This is a genomic window from Streptomyces sp. NPDC051555, assembly GCF_044454405.1.
Lineage (GTDB): Bacteria > Actinomycetota > Actinomycetes > Streptomycetales > Streptomycetaceae > Streptomyces.
Map to the genome: position 1 here is coordinate 88,749 of NZ_JBITDP010000011.1, position 15,290 is coordinate 104,038.

The window sequence follows — 15,290 nt, forward strand, 5'->3', positions numbered from 1 at the left end:
GGACGACATGCCACAGAAGAACCGAACGGCGCCGACGGGCACGAGCGGCACGGACCGCCCGGAGATCGAGGTCCGGGGGCTGCACAAGTCCTTCGGCGACAACCACGTCCTGCGCGGCATCGACCTGGAGGTCGCCCGCGGCGAGGTGGTGTGCGTCATCGGGCCGTCCGGCTCGGGCAAGTCCACGCTGCTGCGCTGCGTGAACCTGCTGGAGGAGCCCAGCGACGGCCGGATCTTCGTCGGCGGTACGGAGGTCACCGACCCGGACGTCGACATCGACGCCGTCCGCCGCCGCATCGGCATGGTCTTCCAGCAGTTCAACCTCTTCCCGCACGTGAACGTGACCGAGAACCTCACGCTGCCCCAACGCAGGGTCCTCGGCACCGACCGGGCCCGGGCGGAGACCGTCGCCCGCGAGAACCTCCGACGAGTCGGTCTCGCCGACAAGTCCACGGCCTACCCGGCCCAGTTGTCGGGCGGTCAGCAGCAGCGGGTGGCGATCGCCCGGGCGCTGTCGATGGGCCCCGAGGTGATGCTCTTCGACGAACCGACCTCGGCGCTCGACCCCGAACTCGTCGGCGAAGTGCTGTCGGTGATGCGGGTGTTGGCGGGCGAGGGCATGACCATGATGGTGGTCACCCACGAGATGAGCTTCGCCCGCGAGGTCGCGGACCGGGTCGTCTTCATGGACGGCGGCGTCATCGTCGAACAGGGCCCGGCGGCCCAGGTGGTGGGCGCCCCGGCGCACGAACGGACCAGGAACTTCCTCAACCGCGTGCTCGACCCCGCGGCGGTCGCACCCCCGACCCCCGCCCCCTCCGACGACACGCCGTAGCGGTGTCTCAGGAGATCAGCGGCAGGGCGGCGAAGTCGTGGTCCCGCCACAGCAGTCGGGAGGCCTCCTCCGGGTAGGGGACGACGGCCGGGCTCGTGTCGAAGCACATGGTCGGGCGCCGTGCGGCGTCGTACGCCGGCCAGCCCGGGTCGCCGTGCGCGGCGAAGGCCGTCCACGCGTCCCGGACGTACGCCGACACCGCCTCCGCCTCGGCCCGCGCGTCAGCGGCTTCGCCGATCAGCGCGGCGGGTTGGCCGCGGTCGAGGTTGCCGAAGACCAGCGGGACGTCGAGGCCGTGGCAGGCGCCGAAGACGCCGCCCATGCCCGGCGCCGACCAGGTCAGCTCGTAGACGTGGGCCCGCCCGCCCGCCAGGGTCTGCGCCTCGGCGAGGTGCAGCGACGGCATGCGGAACAGCCAGTCCGAGTGCACCAGCTCGTACAGCTCCTCCGGACCCGCCGCCGGGAACGCGTCGCGGTAGCGGCGCGCCCCGTCCGGGCCGGGGGCGAAGAGCCGCAGGGCGTCCGCCGCCCGTTCTTCGCCCACGGAGCCCAGCAGCCCCTCGATCACGGTGAAGAGCCGTTGCTCGGCGCGCGTGTGGCCGACGAGCAGCTCGACGTCGCGCCCGGAGCCCTCGCTGAGCGCCCGCCACGGTGTGACGGGCAGCACCTCGCCGTCCACCACGGGCGCGAACGCCATGGCGCGGTGGGCCGGCAGGCCCCAGCGCCGCACCCGCCGGTCGAGCGACGCGCTGACGGCGTCCCCCGCGGCGGACAGCCGGAGCGGATCGACGTCGGCCAGATCGGCCACCGTGGGCCGCAGCGCCAGCTCGTCCGCGCAGGCGGCCGCGATGTCGGCCGCGAGCTCCGGCGCGAAGAAGGGGCCCGGCACGCTCTGCGCCACGGCCCGGTGGAAGAGCCCCCGCGCACGCCCCGTGGCGAGCAGCGCGGCGATCGACCCGGCCCCCGCGGACTGGCCGAAGACGGTGACCCGGGCGGGGTCCCCGCCGAATGCCCGGATGCCGTCGCGCACCCACTCCAGCGCGGCGATCTGGTCGAGCAGACCACGGTTGGCGGGCGCCCCGTCGATCTGCGCGAAGCCCTCGATGCCCACGCGGTAGTTGAAGGTCACCACGACCACACCACCCTCGCGCGCCAGGCGGGCGCCGTCGTACTCGGGCAGCCCGGAGGCGCCGATCACGTAGGCGCCGCCCTGGATCCAGACCATCACCGGCAGTCCCGCGCCGGCACCGGGATCGGGCGACCAGACGTTGACCGTCAGCCAGTCGTCGTCGCCCGCCGCCTTGCGCGACAACGCGTCCATCCCGAACACCCCCGCCTGCGGGGGCGGCGGCCCGAAGGCGCGGGCCTCCCGCACCCCGTCCCAGCCACGCACCGGACGCGGCGCGGCGAAGCGCAGCGCGCCGACGGGCGGTTCGGCGAAGGGGATCCCGCGAAAGACCGCCAGGCCCCCTTCCCGGCTGCCGCGCAGCAGCCCGGCCGCGGTCCTGACCACCGGATCGGCGGGGGACCCGGCGGACCCGGAGAATGCGGCGGATCCAAAGGGCCCGGAGGGCTCGGGTGCGGCAAGGGACATCACGGCCACCTCTCGGAGACGATCCCGTCGACCGGATCCTCCCACCGCGCCCGGCCGCGGACGACCCATTTAGCGCCGGCCCCAAGGGGATCAGCGCCCGCCGTCGAAGTCCCACGCCTCGATGTCGCGGTAGTGGATCGGCCCCGGGCCGCGGCCGATGTTGCTGCCCACCAGGTGCAGGCGCCGGGACCGCCACGGGCGTCCGACGAACCCGGAGAGCCCGGCGGCCGCCTCCACGACGCTGGACGGATCGTCGCGCCGGGCCCGCGCCAGCGTCAGGTGGGGACGCAGCGGCCGCTCCGGGAAGACCACCCCGGCCTCCTTGACCACCCCGCGGACCTCGGAGGCGAGCAGGTGGAGCCCTTCGAGATCGCCCTCGATCCCGCTCCACAGCACCCGCTCGTCGAAGTGCCCGCCGCCGCGCATGGCCAGTTCCACCGGCCGCCGCGCCGCCGCCAGCTCGGCGAGCGGCGGCCGCAGCAGCCCGGCGGCGGACACCGGCAGCTCGCCGAGGAACGCCAGGGTGATGTGCCAGTCCTCGATCCGGTTCCACCGCATGCGGGGGTACGCGGCGTAGGCGGGGGCCAGGGCCCGGGCGAGCTCGTCCTTCGCGTCGTCGGGCGGGGCGAGCGCTATGAAGACGCGGATGGTCGAGGGCTGGATCTGTTCGTTCACGAAGAACTTCGTACACCACCGCGCGGGACCGGGTACGCACGCCCCACCCTCGCGCCGCCCCGGGCGGTCCCGCCCGGCCCGCGGCCGGCGCTCACCTCGCCGCCGCCCGGCGCGGGCAGGGGCTGCCGGCCGCGGGCGGGACCCCCCCCGGACAGCCCGTAGGGTCGTCGCATGACACACATGGGCCCCCGGGACCTCGACCGCGGCGTCTCGGACGCCGTACGGGCGCTGCGGGCCGTCGCGCACCTCGACTGGTCCGTGCCCGCGGCGGGGCTGGAGTGGAGCTGCCGCGACACGGCCGTCCACCTGGCCGGTGACCTCACCGGCTTCGCCGCGCAGCTGGCCGGGCGCGCCACCGGTGCCTACCTGCCGCTGGTCGTCGGCGCGGCTCCCGGCACCCCGCCCGGCGGCCTGGTCGACCTGGTCGAGGCGAGCGGGCGGCTGCTGTCCGCCGCCGTCCTCGCGGCCGGCGAGGACGCGCGGGCCTGGCACCCCGCCGGTCCGGCGGGCCCCGACGGGTTTGCCGCGATGGGGGCGGCCGAGCTCCTCCTGCACACCCACGACATCGTGCACGGCCTGGGCGACGCCGACTGGCAGGGGTCCGCGGACACGGCCGGGAAGGTCCTCGACCGGCTCTTCCCGCACGCGCCGCGCTCCGTCGACGGCGGCCCGTGGGGGTCGCTGCTGGTGGCCACCGGCCGGGCCGACCTGCCGGGCCTGCCCCGACGGCGGGGCTGGCGCTGGTACAACGACCCGGTCCCCGGCGTCGGGGTCGTGCTCTGCGAGATCTCTCCGTCCGCCGCGGCCGACCTGTACGAGGGCGGCGACGGCGGATTCCACTGGCCCGAGGAGGGCCCCGGCGAAGGCACCCGCATCGCCTGCGGGATGGTGGGACTGGCCCGTGAGGTGGGGGAGTACCACCCGGGCTGGGGCCCGTACGCGATCGTCAGGCTGAGCGACCGCCGCGCGATCGGCGGCATGGGCTTCCACGGCGCCCCCGACCCCGAGGGCCACGCGGAGGTCGGTTACGACCTCGTCCCCTCGGCCCGCGGCCACGGCCACGCGACCGAGGCGCTGCGCGCGCTCGCCGCCCTCGCGTTCGCCCGGCCCGGGCTCACCGAGCTGCACGCCGTGGTGGAGGAGGGGAACCTCCCCTCCCACGGGGTGGTGGCCCGGGCGGGATTCGAGCGGGCGGGGTCCGGGGAGGACGGCGTCCGCTACCTCCTGCGCGGCCCGCAGGCGGCGGCGTAGACCCGCGGGCGCCTCGGGAACGCGTCCCGCGCGCTCAGGAGATCGCGTACCACTGGCTGGCCCAGCCGGTGTTGATGGTGCTGGTGGACTGTTCGGCGAGGTTCACCGTGGCCGGCAGGGACGTCTGGCCCGTCAGCACGGTGCTGTAGCGGAGGTTCGGCGGGGCCAGGCCCGCGTTGACCGAGATGCCGGCGCCCGTGGACTTGAGGGTGAGGCCGTTGGTGGCCCAATTGCCGTTGAGCAGCAGGGCGATGAAATACGTGCCGGGGGCGGCGGTGAGCGGTGTGGTCAGGGGCAGCGGTTTGGCCACGGCGTCGGTCATCAGCTGCGGCGAGACGTCCGCGGTGGCGGCAACCAGCGCGCCCTTCGCGTCGTAGACGCCGAGTTGGCAGTTGGCGAGCTGTGCCTTCGGGTCGATGCCGGCCAGCCCCAGCCAGATGTGGGACCAGGTGATCTGCTCCCGCAGCACGATCCGCACCAAGGTGACGCGGCCGCCCACCCCCGCTGCCGACTGGGCGGTGACGTGCCCCGCGTCATTGGGGTCGCCGGTCCAGGCGAGCAGGTTCTGGTCCTGGGGGCGCGGTCCCTCGAACCCGGGGCCGCCGCCCGTGGCGGGCGCGGGGGGCGCCGCCGGCGCGGAGGCGGCGGCGCCGCTGCCACCCGCGTGCGGGCTGCCGCCGGACGCGGAGCAGCCGGACAGGACCAGAGCGGCCGCGAGCGCGGTGGCCAGGCCGGTCGAGGCGAGGGTGGTACGGGTGCGCATGGTCCCCCCATGACGTTCGAATGTGCCGGAGCAGCCATGCTCACACACGGTTCCCGCAGGTCGGCGCGGGCCCCGGCGCAGCGATCCCGCGCCATCCCGCTCGCTGCTGCGCCACCGCGCGCGCCCACCCCGCTCGCTACTTCGTGCGCAGCGCCTCGACCCGGGTCTCGATCGCGGTGATCAGGGCCTCCACCCTGGCGTGGAAGATCTGTTCGTCCGTCACCTCGGGCAGCACGGCGAGCAGTCGGGTGATGTGCGGGAAGCCCTGCGGGTCGACCAGACGGTACTCGCGGCTCCAGGAGGACTCGTCGGCGGCCCGCACGTCCGGGTCGAACAGCAGGTACGCGGCCCGCTGGCCGACGTACGCGAGGAGCGAGTCGCCGACCATCCGGTAGTGGACGGCCGCCTCGGCGCCGTCGAGTCCGGCCTCCGTCACCGCGCCGATGATCAGTTCGACGACGCGGAACTCGTTGGGCCTGCGGGTGGTCCGGCTCGCCATCGTCGAGCCGACCACGGGGTACTTGAGGGCGACCTCCAAGGAGCCCTCGGCCAAGGCTCGCAGGCGGTCCTTCCAGTCGAGGCCCTCGGGAATGCTGTCGAGCACCTCGCCGAGGGTGCGGTCGGCGACGGACAGCAACAGCTCGTCCTTGTCGCGGAAGTGCCGGTAGATCGCGGTCGGGTCGGCGCCGAGCTCCTCGCCGAGGCGTCGGACGGTGAAGGCGTCCGCGCTGCCGCGGGCGGCGATGCGCAGGCTCGCTTCGATGATCGCGTCGGGTGTGAGCTGGCTGCCCGCGCGCTTGGACCGGGCGGGGGACTCGGATGACTTCGGCATGGTGCGGTCAGTGTAACGATGTGGATCGGAGGCAGCGCAACACCGTTGACAACAATGTTGCGCTCCCGTTCACTCCTCCTCAACACAAGCCGTGCGGGTCCGTCCCGCCGAGCCGGAGGACGCGTCGATGGCCACCAACAGCCAACGGACCCACCAGCGGAGCAGTCAGCCGACCAACCAGCCGACCAACCAGCCGACCGATCAGCCGACCGATCAGCCTGTCGATCAGCGGAGCGGCCGGCGGACCCCACAGCGGGCCGACACCGTCTTCGTGGGCGGCAAGGTCTTCACCGGGACCGGGCCCGCCCCGATCGAGGCGGCGGTGGCCGTCGCCGACGGCCGGATCCTGGCCGTCGCCGATGCGGCCACGGTGCGCTCGCTCGTGGACGCCGACACCGAGGTCGTCGACCTCGCGGGCGGTCTGCTCGTCCCCGGCTTCCAGGACGCCCACGTCCACCCGGCCGTGGCCGGGGTCCAGATGCTCGGCTGCGACCTGAGCGAGGGGCACAGCATCGAGGAGTACCTCGCCGTGGTCGCCGCGTATGCAGAGGCGCACCCCGGGACGGGCTGGATCCGCGGCGGAGGCTGGTCCATGGACGTCTTCCCCGGCGGCACGCCGACCCGCTCGATGCTCGACGCGGTGCTCCGGGACCGGCCCGTCCTGCTCACCAATCGGGACGGCCACGGGGCCTGGGTCAACACCCGCGCGCTCCAGCTCGCCGGGGTCGACGCCACCACCACCGACCCGGTCGACGGCCGGATCGAGCGCGAGGCCGACGGCACTCCGGCCGGCACCCTCCAGGAGGGCGCCGTGGAGCTGGTGGCGCGCCACGTCCCCCTCGCGACACCGGACGAGGCCCACGCCGGACTGCTCGCCGCGCAGGAGCATCTGTTCTCCCTCGGCGTCACCAGCTGGCAGGACGCCATGATCGGCGCCTTCCCCGGCAACCCGGACAACTACGACGTCTACCTGCGCGCCGCCCGCGAGGGCTCCCTGCGCGCCCGCGTCGTCGGCGCCCTCTGGTGGGACCGCGAGCGCGGCCTGGAACAGATCCCCGACCTGGAGGAGCGCCGTCGCACCGGCCGGGTCGGCCGCTTCGACGCCACCAGCGTGAAGATCATGCAGGACGGCATCGCGGAGAACTTCACCGCCGGACTGCTGGAGCCGTACCTCGATGCCTGCGGCTGCGCCACCGGGAACTCCGGGCTGAGCTTCATCGATCCGCAGGTCCTGACCGAGGCGGTGTCCCGGCTCGACCGTGCGGGCTTCCAGCTCCACTTCCACGCCCTCGGGGACCGCGCCGTGCGCGAGGTCCTGGACGCCCTCGCCGAGGCCCGCGAGGCCAACGGCGCCAACGACAACCGGCACCACCTCGCGCACCTCCAGCTCGTCCACCCCGACGACGTCGAGCGCTTCGCGGAGCTGGGCGCGGCCGCCAACATCCAGGCGCTGTGGGCCGCGCACGAGCCGCAGATGGACGAGCTCACCATCCCCTTCCTGGGGCCCGAACGGGCCGCGCTCCAATACCCGTTCGGTGACCTCCAGCGCGCCGGGACCCGGCTCGTCGCGGGCAGCGACTGGTCGGTGAGCAGCCCGAACCCGCTGTGGGGCATCCACGTGGCCGTCAACCGCTCCGTGCCCGACGAGGCCCCCGACTCGCCCGAGCCGTTCGAGCCGATGCCGCCCTTCTTCCCCGAGCAGGCCCTCACGCTGGCCCAGGCCCTCACCGCCTATACCGCCGGGAGCGCCTGGGTGAACCACCTCGACGAGGTCACCGGCACGGTGGAGGTCGGCAAGTACGCGGACCTCGTGGTCCTGGACCGCGACCCCTTCGCGCACCCCCCTCTGGAGATCGCCGACACCCGCGTGCTGCGCACGTACATCGACGGCGAGCCGGTCTTCACCGCCTCCGACCGCCCCGCCTCCGACTGACCCGCCTCCGACTGACCCACAGGAGTGCTCGACGGCCGGGCCGCCCACCGGCCGTGCTCCACCCACCCCACCACGTTCCCTCCCTCAGGAGCCAGACGATGTCATCAGCCCGATCGGGATCACCGCTCCACCGCACCGGCCGTCCGCGCGGCCGCAGCCGGATCCGCCACGCCGTGGCGGCCGCCCTCGCCGCGGCCGCCGTGCTCGTCACGAGCGCGTGCAGCGGCGCCGCGCACCCGGCCGAGGAGCAGGGCGCCGCCCCCTACCGGCTCACGGACAGGACCCCGGCCGCCGCCCGGAACGTGGACTCCTTCACCTGGTCGACCTACGCCGAGCCGACCACCATCGACTACGCCTACTCCTTCGACTTCCCGCCCAACCAGATCCTCGCCAACGTCTGCGAGAGCCTGTTGCGCTGGAACCCCGACCTGACGACCTCGCCGAACCTCGCCGCCGCGTACACCAACCCCACCCCCACCACCTGGGTCTACCAGATCCGCCCCGGGGTGACCTTCCACGACGGGACGCCGCTGACCGCCGACGACGTCGTCGCCTCGCTGCGCCGCAACATCGACCCCGGGACCGCCAGCGTCTGGGCGAACCAGTACAAGAACGTGAAGTCCGTCGACCGGACCGGGGCGATGGAGGTCACCGTCACGCTGACCAGGCCCGACTCCACCTTCAACCAGTACCTCGCCGCCGGCCCCGGCACCGTCGAGTCCGCCGCCACCCTCGCCAAGTCCGGCAAGGACTACGGGAATCCGCAGACCGGCGTGAACTGCACCGGCCCGTTCTCCTTCGGTTCCTGGACCTCCGGCCAATCCCTCACGCTCAAACGCTTCGACGGTTACTGGAACAAGGAGTTGAAGGCGAAGTCGGGCGAGGTGAAGTTCGTCTTCCTCGCCGATGCCACGACCCGCGTCAACGCCTTCCAGAGCGGCGAGGTCGACGGCGGCTGGATGGTCCCGCCGAACGCCTATGCCCAACTGGGCTCCACCCAGGCGGGAACGCTCTACTTCGGCCGCAACACCACCGTCGCCGACGAGGTGGTGGCCGACCTCAAGGGCCCCCTCGGCGACGCCCGGGTCCGCCGGGCCCTGCTCATGGCCATCGACCGCAAGGGCATCGTCAAGGCCGGCGCCGGCGGGGTCGGCGAGGTCTCCGACTCGCTCACCACCGACAACCTCTGGGCCGACGCGCCCACCGCGTCCCGCGAAGCGCTCCTGAAGGACCTGCCGAAGTACCCGTACGACCCGGCCAAGGCCAAGGCGCTCGCCGCGGAGGCCGGAGTGAGCGGCCAGAAGGTCGTGATCGCGACCAGCCCGCTCGACTCCCAGACCACGATCATCACCCAGGCCGTCGCGCAGGCGGCCACGGCCATCGGCCTCAAGCCGCAGATCGACTCGCTCTCGGCGGAGAAGTACACCACCCTCTTCACCGATCCGGCGGCCCGCGAGGGCATCGACCTGTTCCTCACCTTCTGGTACACCTCCATCACCGACCCGCTGGACATGTACGGCTCCCTCCAGACCGGCGCGTTCAGCAACTACGGCGGCTGGTCCGACCCCGCCTTCGACCGGGCGGTCGACCGGGCCGTGGGGGCCTACGACCCCGCCGAACACGCCGCCGCCAACGCCGAGGCGCAGCGGATCGCCCTGAAGGAACTGCCCTGGCTGCCCCTGTACACCCAGCCCGTCAGCGTCTTCCTCGGCAAGCGGATCACCGGCGTCCAGCCCTCCATCGCCTACCTGTACTACCCCTGGGCGGCCGAGATCGGAGCCAAGGGATGACGCCCGCGCTCGCCCGGGCCGGCCGGGTGCTGCGCCGGCTGGCCGGGATGGCGGGCACCCTGCTCGTCACCTCCTTCCTGGTCTTCTCCTCCCTGTTCCTGGCCCCCGGGGACCCCGCGAGCTTCCTGATCAAGGGGCGGAGCCCCGGGCCGGAGGAGCTGGCCGCCATCCGCCGCCAGTACGGCTTCGACGAACCGTTCCTGCTGCGCTACTGGCACTGGCTCGAAGGGGTCGTCCAAGGTGACCTCGGCCGCTCCCACCTCTTCCACCAGGACGTCTCCTCCGTCATCTGGTCGCGGTTGCCCTCGTCCCTGCTGCTCATCGGCGTGTCCGCGCTGATGATCGCCGTGTTCGGCATCGGATCGGGGATCGTCGGCGCACTGCGCAGCGGGTCCCGCACCGACCGTTCGCTGATGCTCCTGGTCACGGTGGGCGCCGCCGCGCCCGCCTTCGTCGCGGCCCTGCTGCTGCGCTCGGTCCTCGGCGTACGGCTGGGCTGGTTCCCGACGATCGGGAACGGCTCGGGCGCCCTGGACCGGTTGCACCACGTGGTCCTCCCGGCGGTGGCCCTGTCCGTCACCTTCACCGCGCTGGTGACCCGCGTGACCCGCTCGGCCATGCTCGACGAACTGCGCCGCGACCACGTGGAGGTCGCACTGAGCCGGGGGACACCGCGCCGGACCGTCATCCGACGGCACGTCCTGCGCAACGCGCTCGGCCCGATCGTGACCGTCTCCGCGCTCCTCGTCTCCGGCATGCTGGTCAGCACCGCGATCGTGGAGACCGCCTTCGGCATGTCCGGCGTGGGCTCGTTGCTGGTGCAGTCCGTCGACCAGCTCGACTTCCAGGTCGTGCAGGCGATCGTGCTCCTGGTGGTGGCCGCCTTCGTCGTCGTCAACGCCCTGGTGGACCTCCTCCAACCACTCATCGATCCGCGCACGGCGGCGGCGGGGAGCGCCCGATGAACCTCCTTCCCGACCCGGGCCGCGCAACAGCCCCTGGAGCGGCCCCCGACACAGGCCCCGAAGCCGGCCCCCGGACCCGCACCGCGGCCCGACCGGCGCCACCGTCCGTCCCGCGCACCCGCCCCGACCGCTTCGCCCGGCTCCGCCGGCTCGGCGGCGGCCCGCTCCAGCGCGTCTCGCTCGCGCTCCTCGTCGCGTTCGTCCTGGTCGCGCTGCTGGCCCCCTGGATCGCCCCGCAGGACCCGACCTTCGGCCAGCTCGGCGACACCCTGCTGGGGCCGGGCGCCGCGCACTGGCTGGGCACCGACCAGGGCGGCCACGACACCTTCTCGGCGCTCCTGGTCGCCGCCCGGACCAGCCTCGCGGGCCCGCTCGCCGTCGTGCTCTTCTCCACCGTCCTGGGCACCGCCGTCGGTCTGTTCACCGCCTGGTGCGGCGGCTGGATCGACACCGCCGTGGGCCGCGTCCTCGACGTCGTCTTCGCCTTCCCCGCACTGCTGCTGGCGATCTTGGCGGTGGCCCTCTTCGGCAAGGGGATGACGGCGCCGGTGCTCGCCATGGCGATCGCCTACATGCCGTACACGGCGCGCCTCGTGCGCGCCCTGGCCGTCCAGGAGAAGAGCCGTCCCTACATCGCCGCCTACCGGGTGCAGGGCCACTCGCCCCTGCACGTCGCCGTGCGCGGGCTGCTGCCCAACATCGCCCCGACACTGCTCTCCCAGTCGACGGTGAACTTCGGATACGCGCTGCTCGACCTCGCCGCGCTCTCCTTCCTGGGGCTCGGCATACAGCCTCCCACCCCCGACTGGGGCGCCATGATCAACCAGGGGCAGGCGGCCGTGCTGCAAGGGCAGCCGCTGTCCGCGATCGTGCCGGCCGTGGCCGTCGTCCTGGTCGTCGTCGCCTTCAACATCGTCGGGGAAGACCTCGGCGACCGGCTCGCGGGGCGGGACTCCTCATGACACTGCTCGCGTACGACGCCCTGCGCGTCACCCTCCCCGGCACGGCCCGCCCGGTGCTCGACGGGATCGGCCTGACCGTCGCCGCGGGAGAGGTCGTCGCCCTCGTCGGCGAATCCGGCTCGGGCAAGTCGGTCACCGCCCGCGCCGCCCTCGGCCTCTTCCCGCGCGGCGCGCAGATCGACGGCCGGGTCCGCGTCGACGGCACCGACCTGGTCGGCGCGGACCCGGCCGCCCTCCGCGAGGTGCGGACGAACAAGGCGGCGATGATCTACCAGGACCCCCGGGCCGCCATCAACCCCGTCCGCCGGGTGGGGGACTTCCTCACCGAGCCGCTGCGCCGCGTGCACGGCTGGTCCGCGGCCCGGGCGGGCGCCCGCGCCACGGAACTGCTGGGCGCGGTCGGCCTGCCCGATCCCGCACGCCACCTGCGCCAGTTCCCGCACGAACTCTCCGGCGGAATGCTCCAACGCGTGGTCATCGCGGCCGCCCTGACCACCGAACCCCGTCTGCTGCTCTGCGACGAACCGACCACCGCGCTGGACGTGAGCACCCAGGCCGAGATCCTCGCCGTCCTGGGACGCCTCCAACGGGAACGCGGCCTCGGGCTCCTCCTCATCACCCACGACATCGAGCTCGCGGCCGCCGTCAGCGACCGGATCTACGTCATGTACGCGGGCCGCATCGTCGAGACCGCGCCCGTCGCGGAACTCTTCGCCGCCCCCCGGCACCCCTACACAGCGGGCCTGCTCGGTTCCTCCCCGCCGCTCGACGGCCCGCCGGTCCGCCTCGTACCCATCCCCGGAGCCCCCATGGGACTCCTGGAGTCCGCACCCGGCTGCGCCTTCGCCCCGCGCTGCCGGTTCGCCGAACCGGGCCGCTGTGACCAGTCCCCACCGGCGCTCGAACGCCACGGCCCGGGCGAGGTGGCCTGCCACCGCGCGGCCGAACTGGTCGCTGCCATGGGCGCATTGACCGGGGCGGCCACCGCCGCACCCGCCCGCCCGCTCGCCCCCACGGAGGACAGTTGAGCACCCGGACCGTCCCCCCGAAGACGGACGCCGCACCCGCCCCGGAACTCCTCCGGGTGACCGGCCTGCGCAAGACCTACCGCACCGGCGGGACCGAGGTCGTCGCCGTCGACGACCTGTCCTTCTCCGTGCGGGTGGGCGGCGCGCTCGGCATCGTGGGGGAGTCCGGCTCCGGGAAGACCACCACCGCCCGCATGCTGATCGGCCTCGAACGCCCCGACGCGGGCGAGATCCTCGTACAGGGCGAGCCGCTGGCCGCGTCCGTCCGCGGGAGGGCCGCCCGACTGGCCCGCGCCAAGGCCGTCCAGATCGTCTTCCAGGACCCCTACCTCTCGCTCGACCCCCGGATCGGCGTCGGCGCGACGATCGACGGGGTGCTCCGGCTGCACGGCGGCCTCGACCGGGCGGCGCGCGCGGCCCGGGTCGAGGAACTGCTGGCGCAGGTCGGGCTCGGCCCCCGCGAGGCGGCGGCGCTGCCCCGCAAGCTCTCGGGCGGCCAGCGTCAACGCGCGGCGATCGCGCGGGCGTTGGCGGTCAGGCCGAGGGTCCTGGTGCTCGACGAAGCGGTGTCCGCCCTCGATGTGTCCGTACAGGCGCAGGTGCTGAACCTGCTGTCCGACATCCGCCGTGACACCGGCATCGGCCTGGTCTTCGTCAGCCACGACCTGGCCGTCGTCCGCTACGTGTGCGACGAGGCCCTCGTCATGCACCGGGGCCGGATGAGGGAACACCGGCCGGTGTCCGAGCTGCTCACCGACCCGCGACACCCCTACACCCGGCTGCTGTTGGCGTCCGTACCCCGCCCAGGCTGGGATCCGGAATCGATCGGCCGCCGACGCCGCGAGCTGAACCCGCCGCGGGCGGGGGAGCGTACGGGCCCCGGGGCGGGGGCGGTCTCCCCGCCGCGTTGACGAGGACCGACCCGCGCACCACCCCCGCCGATCGCCCCGCCGGTGTGGCAACGGCCGGGCTGACGGGCTCCGCTTCGGGTGGGGAGGCCCCGGGAGATGGTTCCCGGGGCCTCCCCGTGGCGCGCCGCCGCAGGGGAGCGGAGTGTGCATCCGGCGCGCTACAAGGAGAAACGATCCGGCAGCCCTGGGGTCACGCCCTTTCCGGGTAGAGATTCGCCGGCCCGCGCGCCGCACCCGGCCGGTCGCCGCATTACGGGGTCCGCCCGGCGCGGCCGAGCCACCGGCCTCCGCCGTGTTCGCCTGGCGACCGACCGCGCCCAGGTCAAGGAACGTCTCACCCTCCATGGCGGGCTGAGCGTCGCCGACGTGCTGGAGACGCAGGACGGCCCGCCGCGGCTGATCGTGCACGGGCGCCTGGACGCCGAGGGTGAGGTGAAGGCCGACCGGACGGTCACGGTCGCCGCGGACCTCACCACCCTCGGCATGCTGCGCGTCCAGGGCGAATCGCGCTTGCAGGGGAAGGTGAACGCCGGCGGGCACCTGTCGGTCCCTAGCGGAGGCGCCTGGATCATGCACACGAACGACGGAAAGGTGGCGATCAACGGCGACCTGCGCGTCCACGGGACGTTCCGCTCCCATTCCTGATCGGTTCGGGCGGGCCGGTCCATGTGATGTCAGGCCCGGCCCGGCCGTCCACCCTAGAGGTCGAGTTGGTACTGGTGCGTCGTGTGCGTGGGCGTGTAGCCGAGGCCGTCGTTGATCTGCCTCATGGACATGTTGCCGTCGGCGGTGTCGGTCAGGAGGCCGCCGAGGTCCGGGTGGCGCTCGTGGGCGTGTCGGATCGACTCGGCCTTCATCCATCGGCCGAGGCCGTGTCCACGGTGCTCGGGCAACACACCGGTGCCGTAGTGCTGGCCGTCACCTCTGCCGTCGCCGGGGACGACCAGCTCGGTGAACCCGGCGATCGAGCCGTCGGAGGCGTCGACGGCGACGACGGTGTGCAGGTGGTCACCACGCTGTTCGACAGCCTTCGCCGCGGCGCGGACGCTGTCCACGTCCCAGCTCACCGTGCCGTAGTCGGTGTCGTCCATGGGCATGTCGTCCATGGCACGACGCGAGGCGGCGAACGTCTCGGCGAGGCCGTCGGGCACGGATCCGTGCCATGACATCAGCCGATAGCCGGGATGCGGACGCTCGATGATGCGGGTGAGGGCGGTGGTGTCCGTGTCGGCCAGCGGCAAGCGGGTGTACCTCATGGTGAGGACCTTCCTGAAACCGCGCGCCGGCAGGAAGTGGTCGCCCGGCGATCCGGCCTCGGCCTGCGCGATGACGCAGCGGCGGGAATCGGTTCGGGCAGCGGCCACGGCCGCGTCCAGGAGTTGCGAGCCGACGCGCAGGCGGCGCTCCGCCGGATGGACCTGGAGGGTCAGCTCGGCCAGGTGCTCCTGTCCGGGACTGTTGAACAGGCGCAGGAAGGCGCTTCCGACGGGGCTGGAATCGGCGTCGGACGCCAGCCAGGCAAGACGGCGGCTGTTCGCGCCGTGAGCGGGGTCGGTCAGTGCGGTGATGCGAGACGACAAGGTGTCTCCGTCGTGAGGAAGGGGCAAAGGGCAGTACGCGGGCTCAACTGCTGGGCACTCCTGCGCATGTGCTCCACACCTCCTCGTCGACAGCGCCGCTTCCGAACAGGATCGGCCGGCGGGGAGAACCTAGCCGGACCGTCGGCTCTTCGGCAAAGGGTTAACGAAGGA

The 15,290-nt window shown here is 73.5% G+C and carries 14 protein-coding genes; 9 read left to right on the plus strand and 5 right to left on the minus strand.

All coding sequences use genetic code 11. The features are described from left to right. The first annotated feature begins 7 nt into the window (after positions 1-7). Positions 8-835, plus strand: a complete 828-nt coding sequence (locus ACIBEA_RS22600; protein ID WP_399263952.1) for an amino acid ABC transporter ATP-binding protein — start codon at positions 8-10, stop codon at positions 833-835. Between the two features lie 7 nt (positions 836-842). On the opposite strand, the gene ACIBEA_RS22605 is transcribed toward ACIBEA_RS22600, so the two are convergent. Together ACIBEA_RS22605 and thpR are read right to left on the minus strand one after the other, a co-directional pair. Continuing rightward, on the minus strand, positions 843-2,429 hold the full coding sequence (locus tag ACIBEA_RS22605) for a carboxylesterase/lipase family protein (RefSeq protein ID WP_399263598.1): 1,587 nt from the start codon (positions 2,427-2,429) through the stop codon (positions 843-845). Between the two features lie 90 nt (positions 2,430-2,519). Then, positions 2,520-3,104 (minus strand): RNA 2',3'-cyclic phosphodiesterase, encoded by a 585-nt coding sequence (thpR, locus tag ACIBEA_RS22610; RefSeq protein ID WP_399263600.1) that lies wholly within the window; start codon positions 3,102-3,104, stop codon positions 2,520-2,522. Positions 3,105-3,275: 171 nt separating this feature from the next. Between thpR and ACIBEA_RS22615 the strand changes: the two genes are divergently transcribed. Then, a complete protein-coding gene (locus ACIBEA_RS22615; protein ID WP_399263602.1) occupies positions 3,276-4,355 on the plus strand; it encodes a GNAT family N-acetyltransferase in 1,080 nt (359 codons plus the stop codon). Between the two features lie 34 nt (positions 4,356-4,389). Here the strand turns inward: ACIBEA_RS22615 and ACIBEA_RS22620 are convergent, their stop codons facing one another. Both ACIBEA_RS22620 and ACIBEA_RS22625 read right to left on the minus strand, forming a co-directional pair. Then, a complete protein-coding gene (locus ACIBEA_RS22620) occupies positions 4,390-5,118 on the minus strand; it encodes a hypothetical protein (RefSeq protein WP_399263604.1) in 729 nt (242 codons plus the stop codon). A 136-nt stretch (positions 5,119-5,254) separates the two neighbouring features. After that, the gene (locus ACIBEA_RS22625; RefSeq protein ID WP_399263606.1) at positions 5,255-5,950 is read right to left on the minus strand and encodes a TetR/AcrR family transcriptional regulator; all 696 of its coding nucleotides are present in this window, start codon (positions 5,948-5,950) and stop codon (positions 5,255-5,257) included. Between the two features lie 127 nt (positions 5,951-6,077). On the opposite strand from ACIBEA_RS22625, the gene ACIBEA_RS22630 reads away from it, so the two are divergent. The 7 genes from ACIBEA_RS22630 (at position 6,078) to ACIBEA_RS22660 (ending at position 14,184) form a co-directional block, all read left to right on the plus strand. Further along, entirely contained in the window at positions 6,078-7,883 is a 1,806-nt protein-coding gene (locus ACIBEA_RS22630; protein ID WP_399263608.1) for an amidohydrolase family protein, read from the plus strand. A 98-nt stretch (positions 7,884-7,981) separates the two neighbouring features. Further along, positions 7,982-9,673 (plus strand): ABC transporter substrate-binding protein, encoded by a 1,692-nt coding sequence (locus tag ACIBEA_RS22635; protein WP_399263610.1) that lies wholly within the window; start codon positions 7,982-7,984, stop codon positions 9,671-9,673. Beyond that, positions 9,670-10,638 (plus strand): ABC transporter permease, encoded by a 969-nt coding sequence (locus ACIBEA_RS22640; protein WP_399263612.1) that lies wholly within the window; start codon positions 9,670-9,672, stop codon positions 10,636-10,638. The genes ACIBEA_RS22635 and ACIBEA_RS22640 overlap by 4 nt, the downstream gene beginning before the upstream one ends. After that, positions 10,635-11,600: an ABC transporter permease gene (locus ACIBEA_RS22645; RefSeq protein ID WP_399263615.1), complete on the plus strand. Its 966-nt coding sequence runs from the start codon at positions 10,635-10,637 to the stop codon at positions 11,598-11,600. Before ACIBEA_RS22640 ends, ACIBEA_RS22645 begins: the two co-directional genes overlap by 4 nt. Then, entirely contained in the window at positions 11,597-12,628 is a 1,032-nt protein-coding gene (locus ACIBEA_RS22650; protein ID WP_399263617.1) for an ABC transporter ATP-binding protein, read from the plus strand. The genes ACIBEA_RS22645 and ACIBEA_RS22650 overlap by 4 nt, the downstream gene beginning before the upstream one ends. Next, entirely contained in the window at positions 12,625-13,539 is a 915-nt protein-coding gene (locus tag ACIBEA_RS22655) for an ABC transporter ATP-binding protein (protein ID WP_399263619.1), read from the plus strand. Before ACIBEA_RS22650 ends, ACIBEA_RS22655 begins: the two co-directional genes overlap by 4 nt. A gap of 366 nt (positions 13,540-13,905) precedes the next feature. Continuing rightward, positions 13,906-14,184 carry a hypothetical protein gene (locus ACIBEA_RS22660; RefSeq protein ID WP_399263621.1) on the plus strand — a complete coding sequence of 93 codons (279 nt, stop codon included), beginning with the start codon at positions 13,906-13,908 and terminating at the stop codon, positions 14,182-14,184. Positions 14,185-14,237: 53 nt separating this feature from the next. On the opposite strand, the gene ACIBEA_RS22665 is transcribed toward ACIBEA_RS22660, so the two are convergent. Then, on the minus strand, positions 14,238-15,119 hold the full coding sequence (locus tag ACIBEA_RS22665) for a GNAT family N-acetyltransferase (protein ID WP_399263623.1): 882 nt from the start codon (positions 15,117-15,119) through the stop codon (positions 14,238-14,240). Positions 15,120-15,290: the final 171 nt, after the last annotated feature.

What these genes read in the sequence shown, in the direction of transcription:
- ACIBEA_RS22600 (WP_399263952.1), top strand. Translation starts at nt 8, where the DNA reads ATGCCACAGAAGAACCGAACGGCGCCGACGGGCACGAGCGGCACGGAC.
- ACIBEA_RS22605 (WP_399263598.1), bottom strand. Translation starts at nt 2,429, where the DNA reads ATGTCCCTTGCCGCACCCGAGCCCTCCGGGCCCTTTGGATCCGCCGCA.
- ACIBEA_RS22615 (WP_399263602.1), top strand. Translation starts at nt 3,276, where the DNA reads ATGACACACATGGGCCCCCGGGACCTCGACCGCGGCGTCTCGGACGCC.
- ACIBEA_RS22620 (WP_399263604.1), bottom strand. Translation starts at nt 5,118, where the DNA reads ATGCGCACCCGTACCACCCTCGCCTCGACCGGCCTGGCCACCGCGCTC.
- ACIBEA_RS22625 (WP_399263606.1), bottom strand. Translation starts at nt 5,950, where the DNA reads ATGCCGAAGTCATCCGAGTCCCCCGCCCGGTCCAAGCGCGCGGGCAGC.
- ACIBEA_RS22630 (WP_399263608.1), top strand. Translation starts at nt 6,078, where the DNA reads ATGGCCACCAACAGCCAACGGACCCACCAGCGGAGCAGTCAGCCGACC.
- ACIBEA_RS22635 (WP_399263610.1), top strand. Translation starts at nt 7,982, where the DNA reads ATGTCATCAGCCCGATCGGGATCACCGCTCCACCGCACCGGCCGTCCG.
- ACIBEA_RS22640 (WP_399263612.1), top strand. Translation starts at nt 9,670, where the DNA reads ATGACGCCCGCGCTCGCCCGGGCCGGCCGGGTGCTGCGCCGGCTGGCC.
- ACIBEA_RS22645 (WP_399263615.1), top strand. Translation starts at nt 10,635, where the DNA reads ATGAACCTCCTTCCCGACCCGGGCCGCGCAACAGCCCCTGGAGCGGCC.
- ACIBEA_RS22650 (WP_399263617.1), top strand. Translation starts at nt 11,597, where the DNA reads ATGACACTGCTCGCGTACGACGCCCTGCGCGTCACCCTCCCCGGCACG.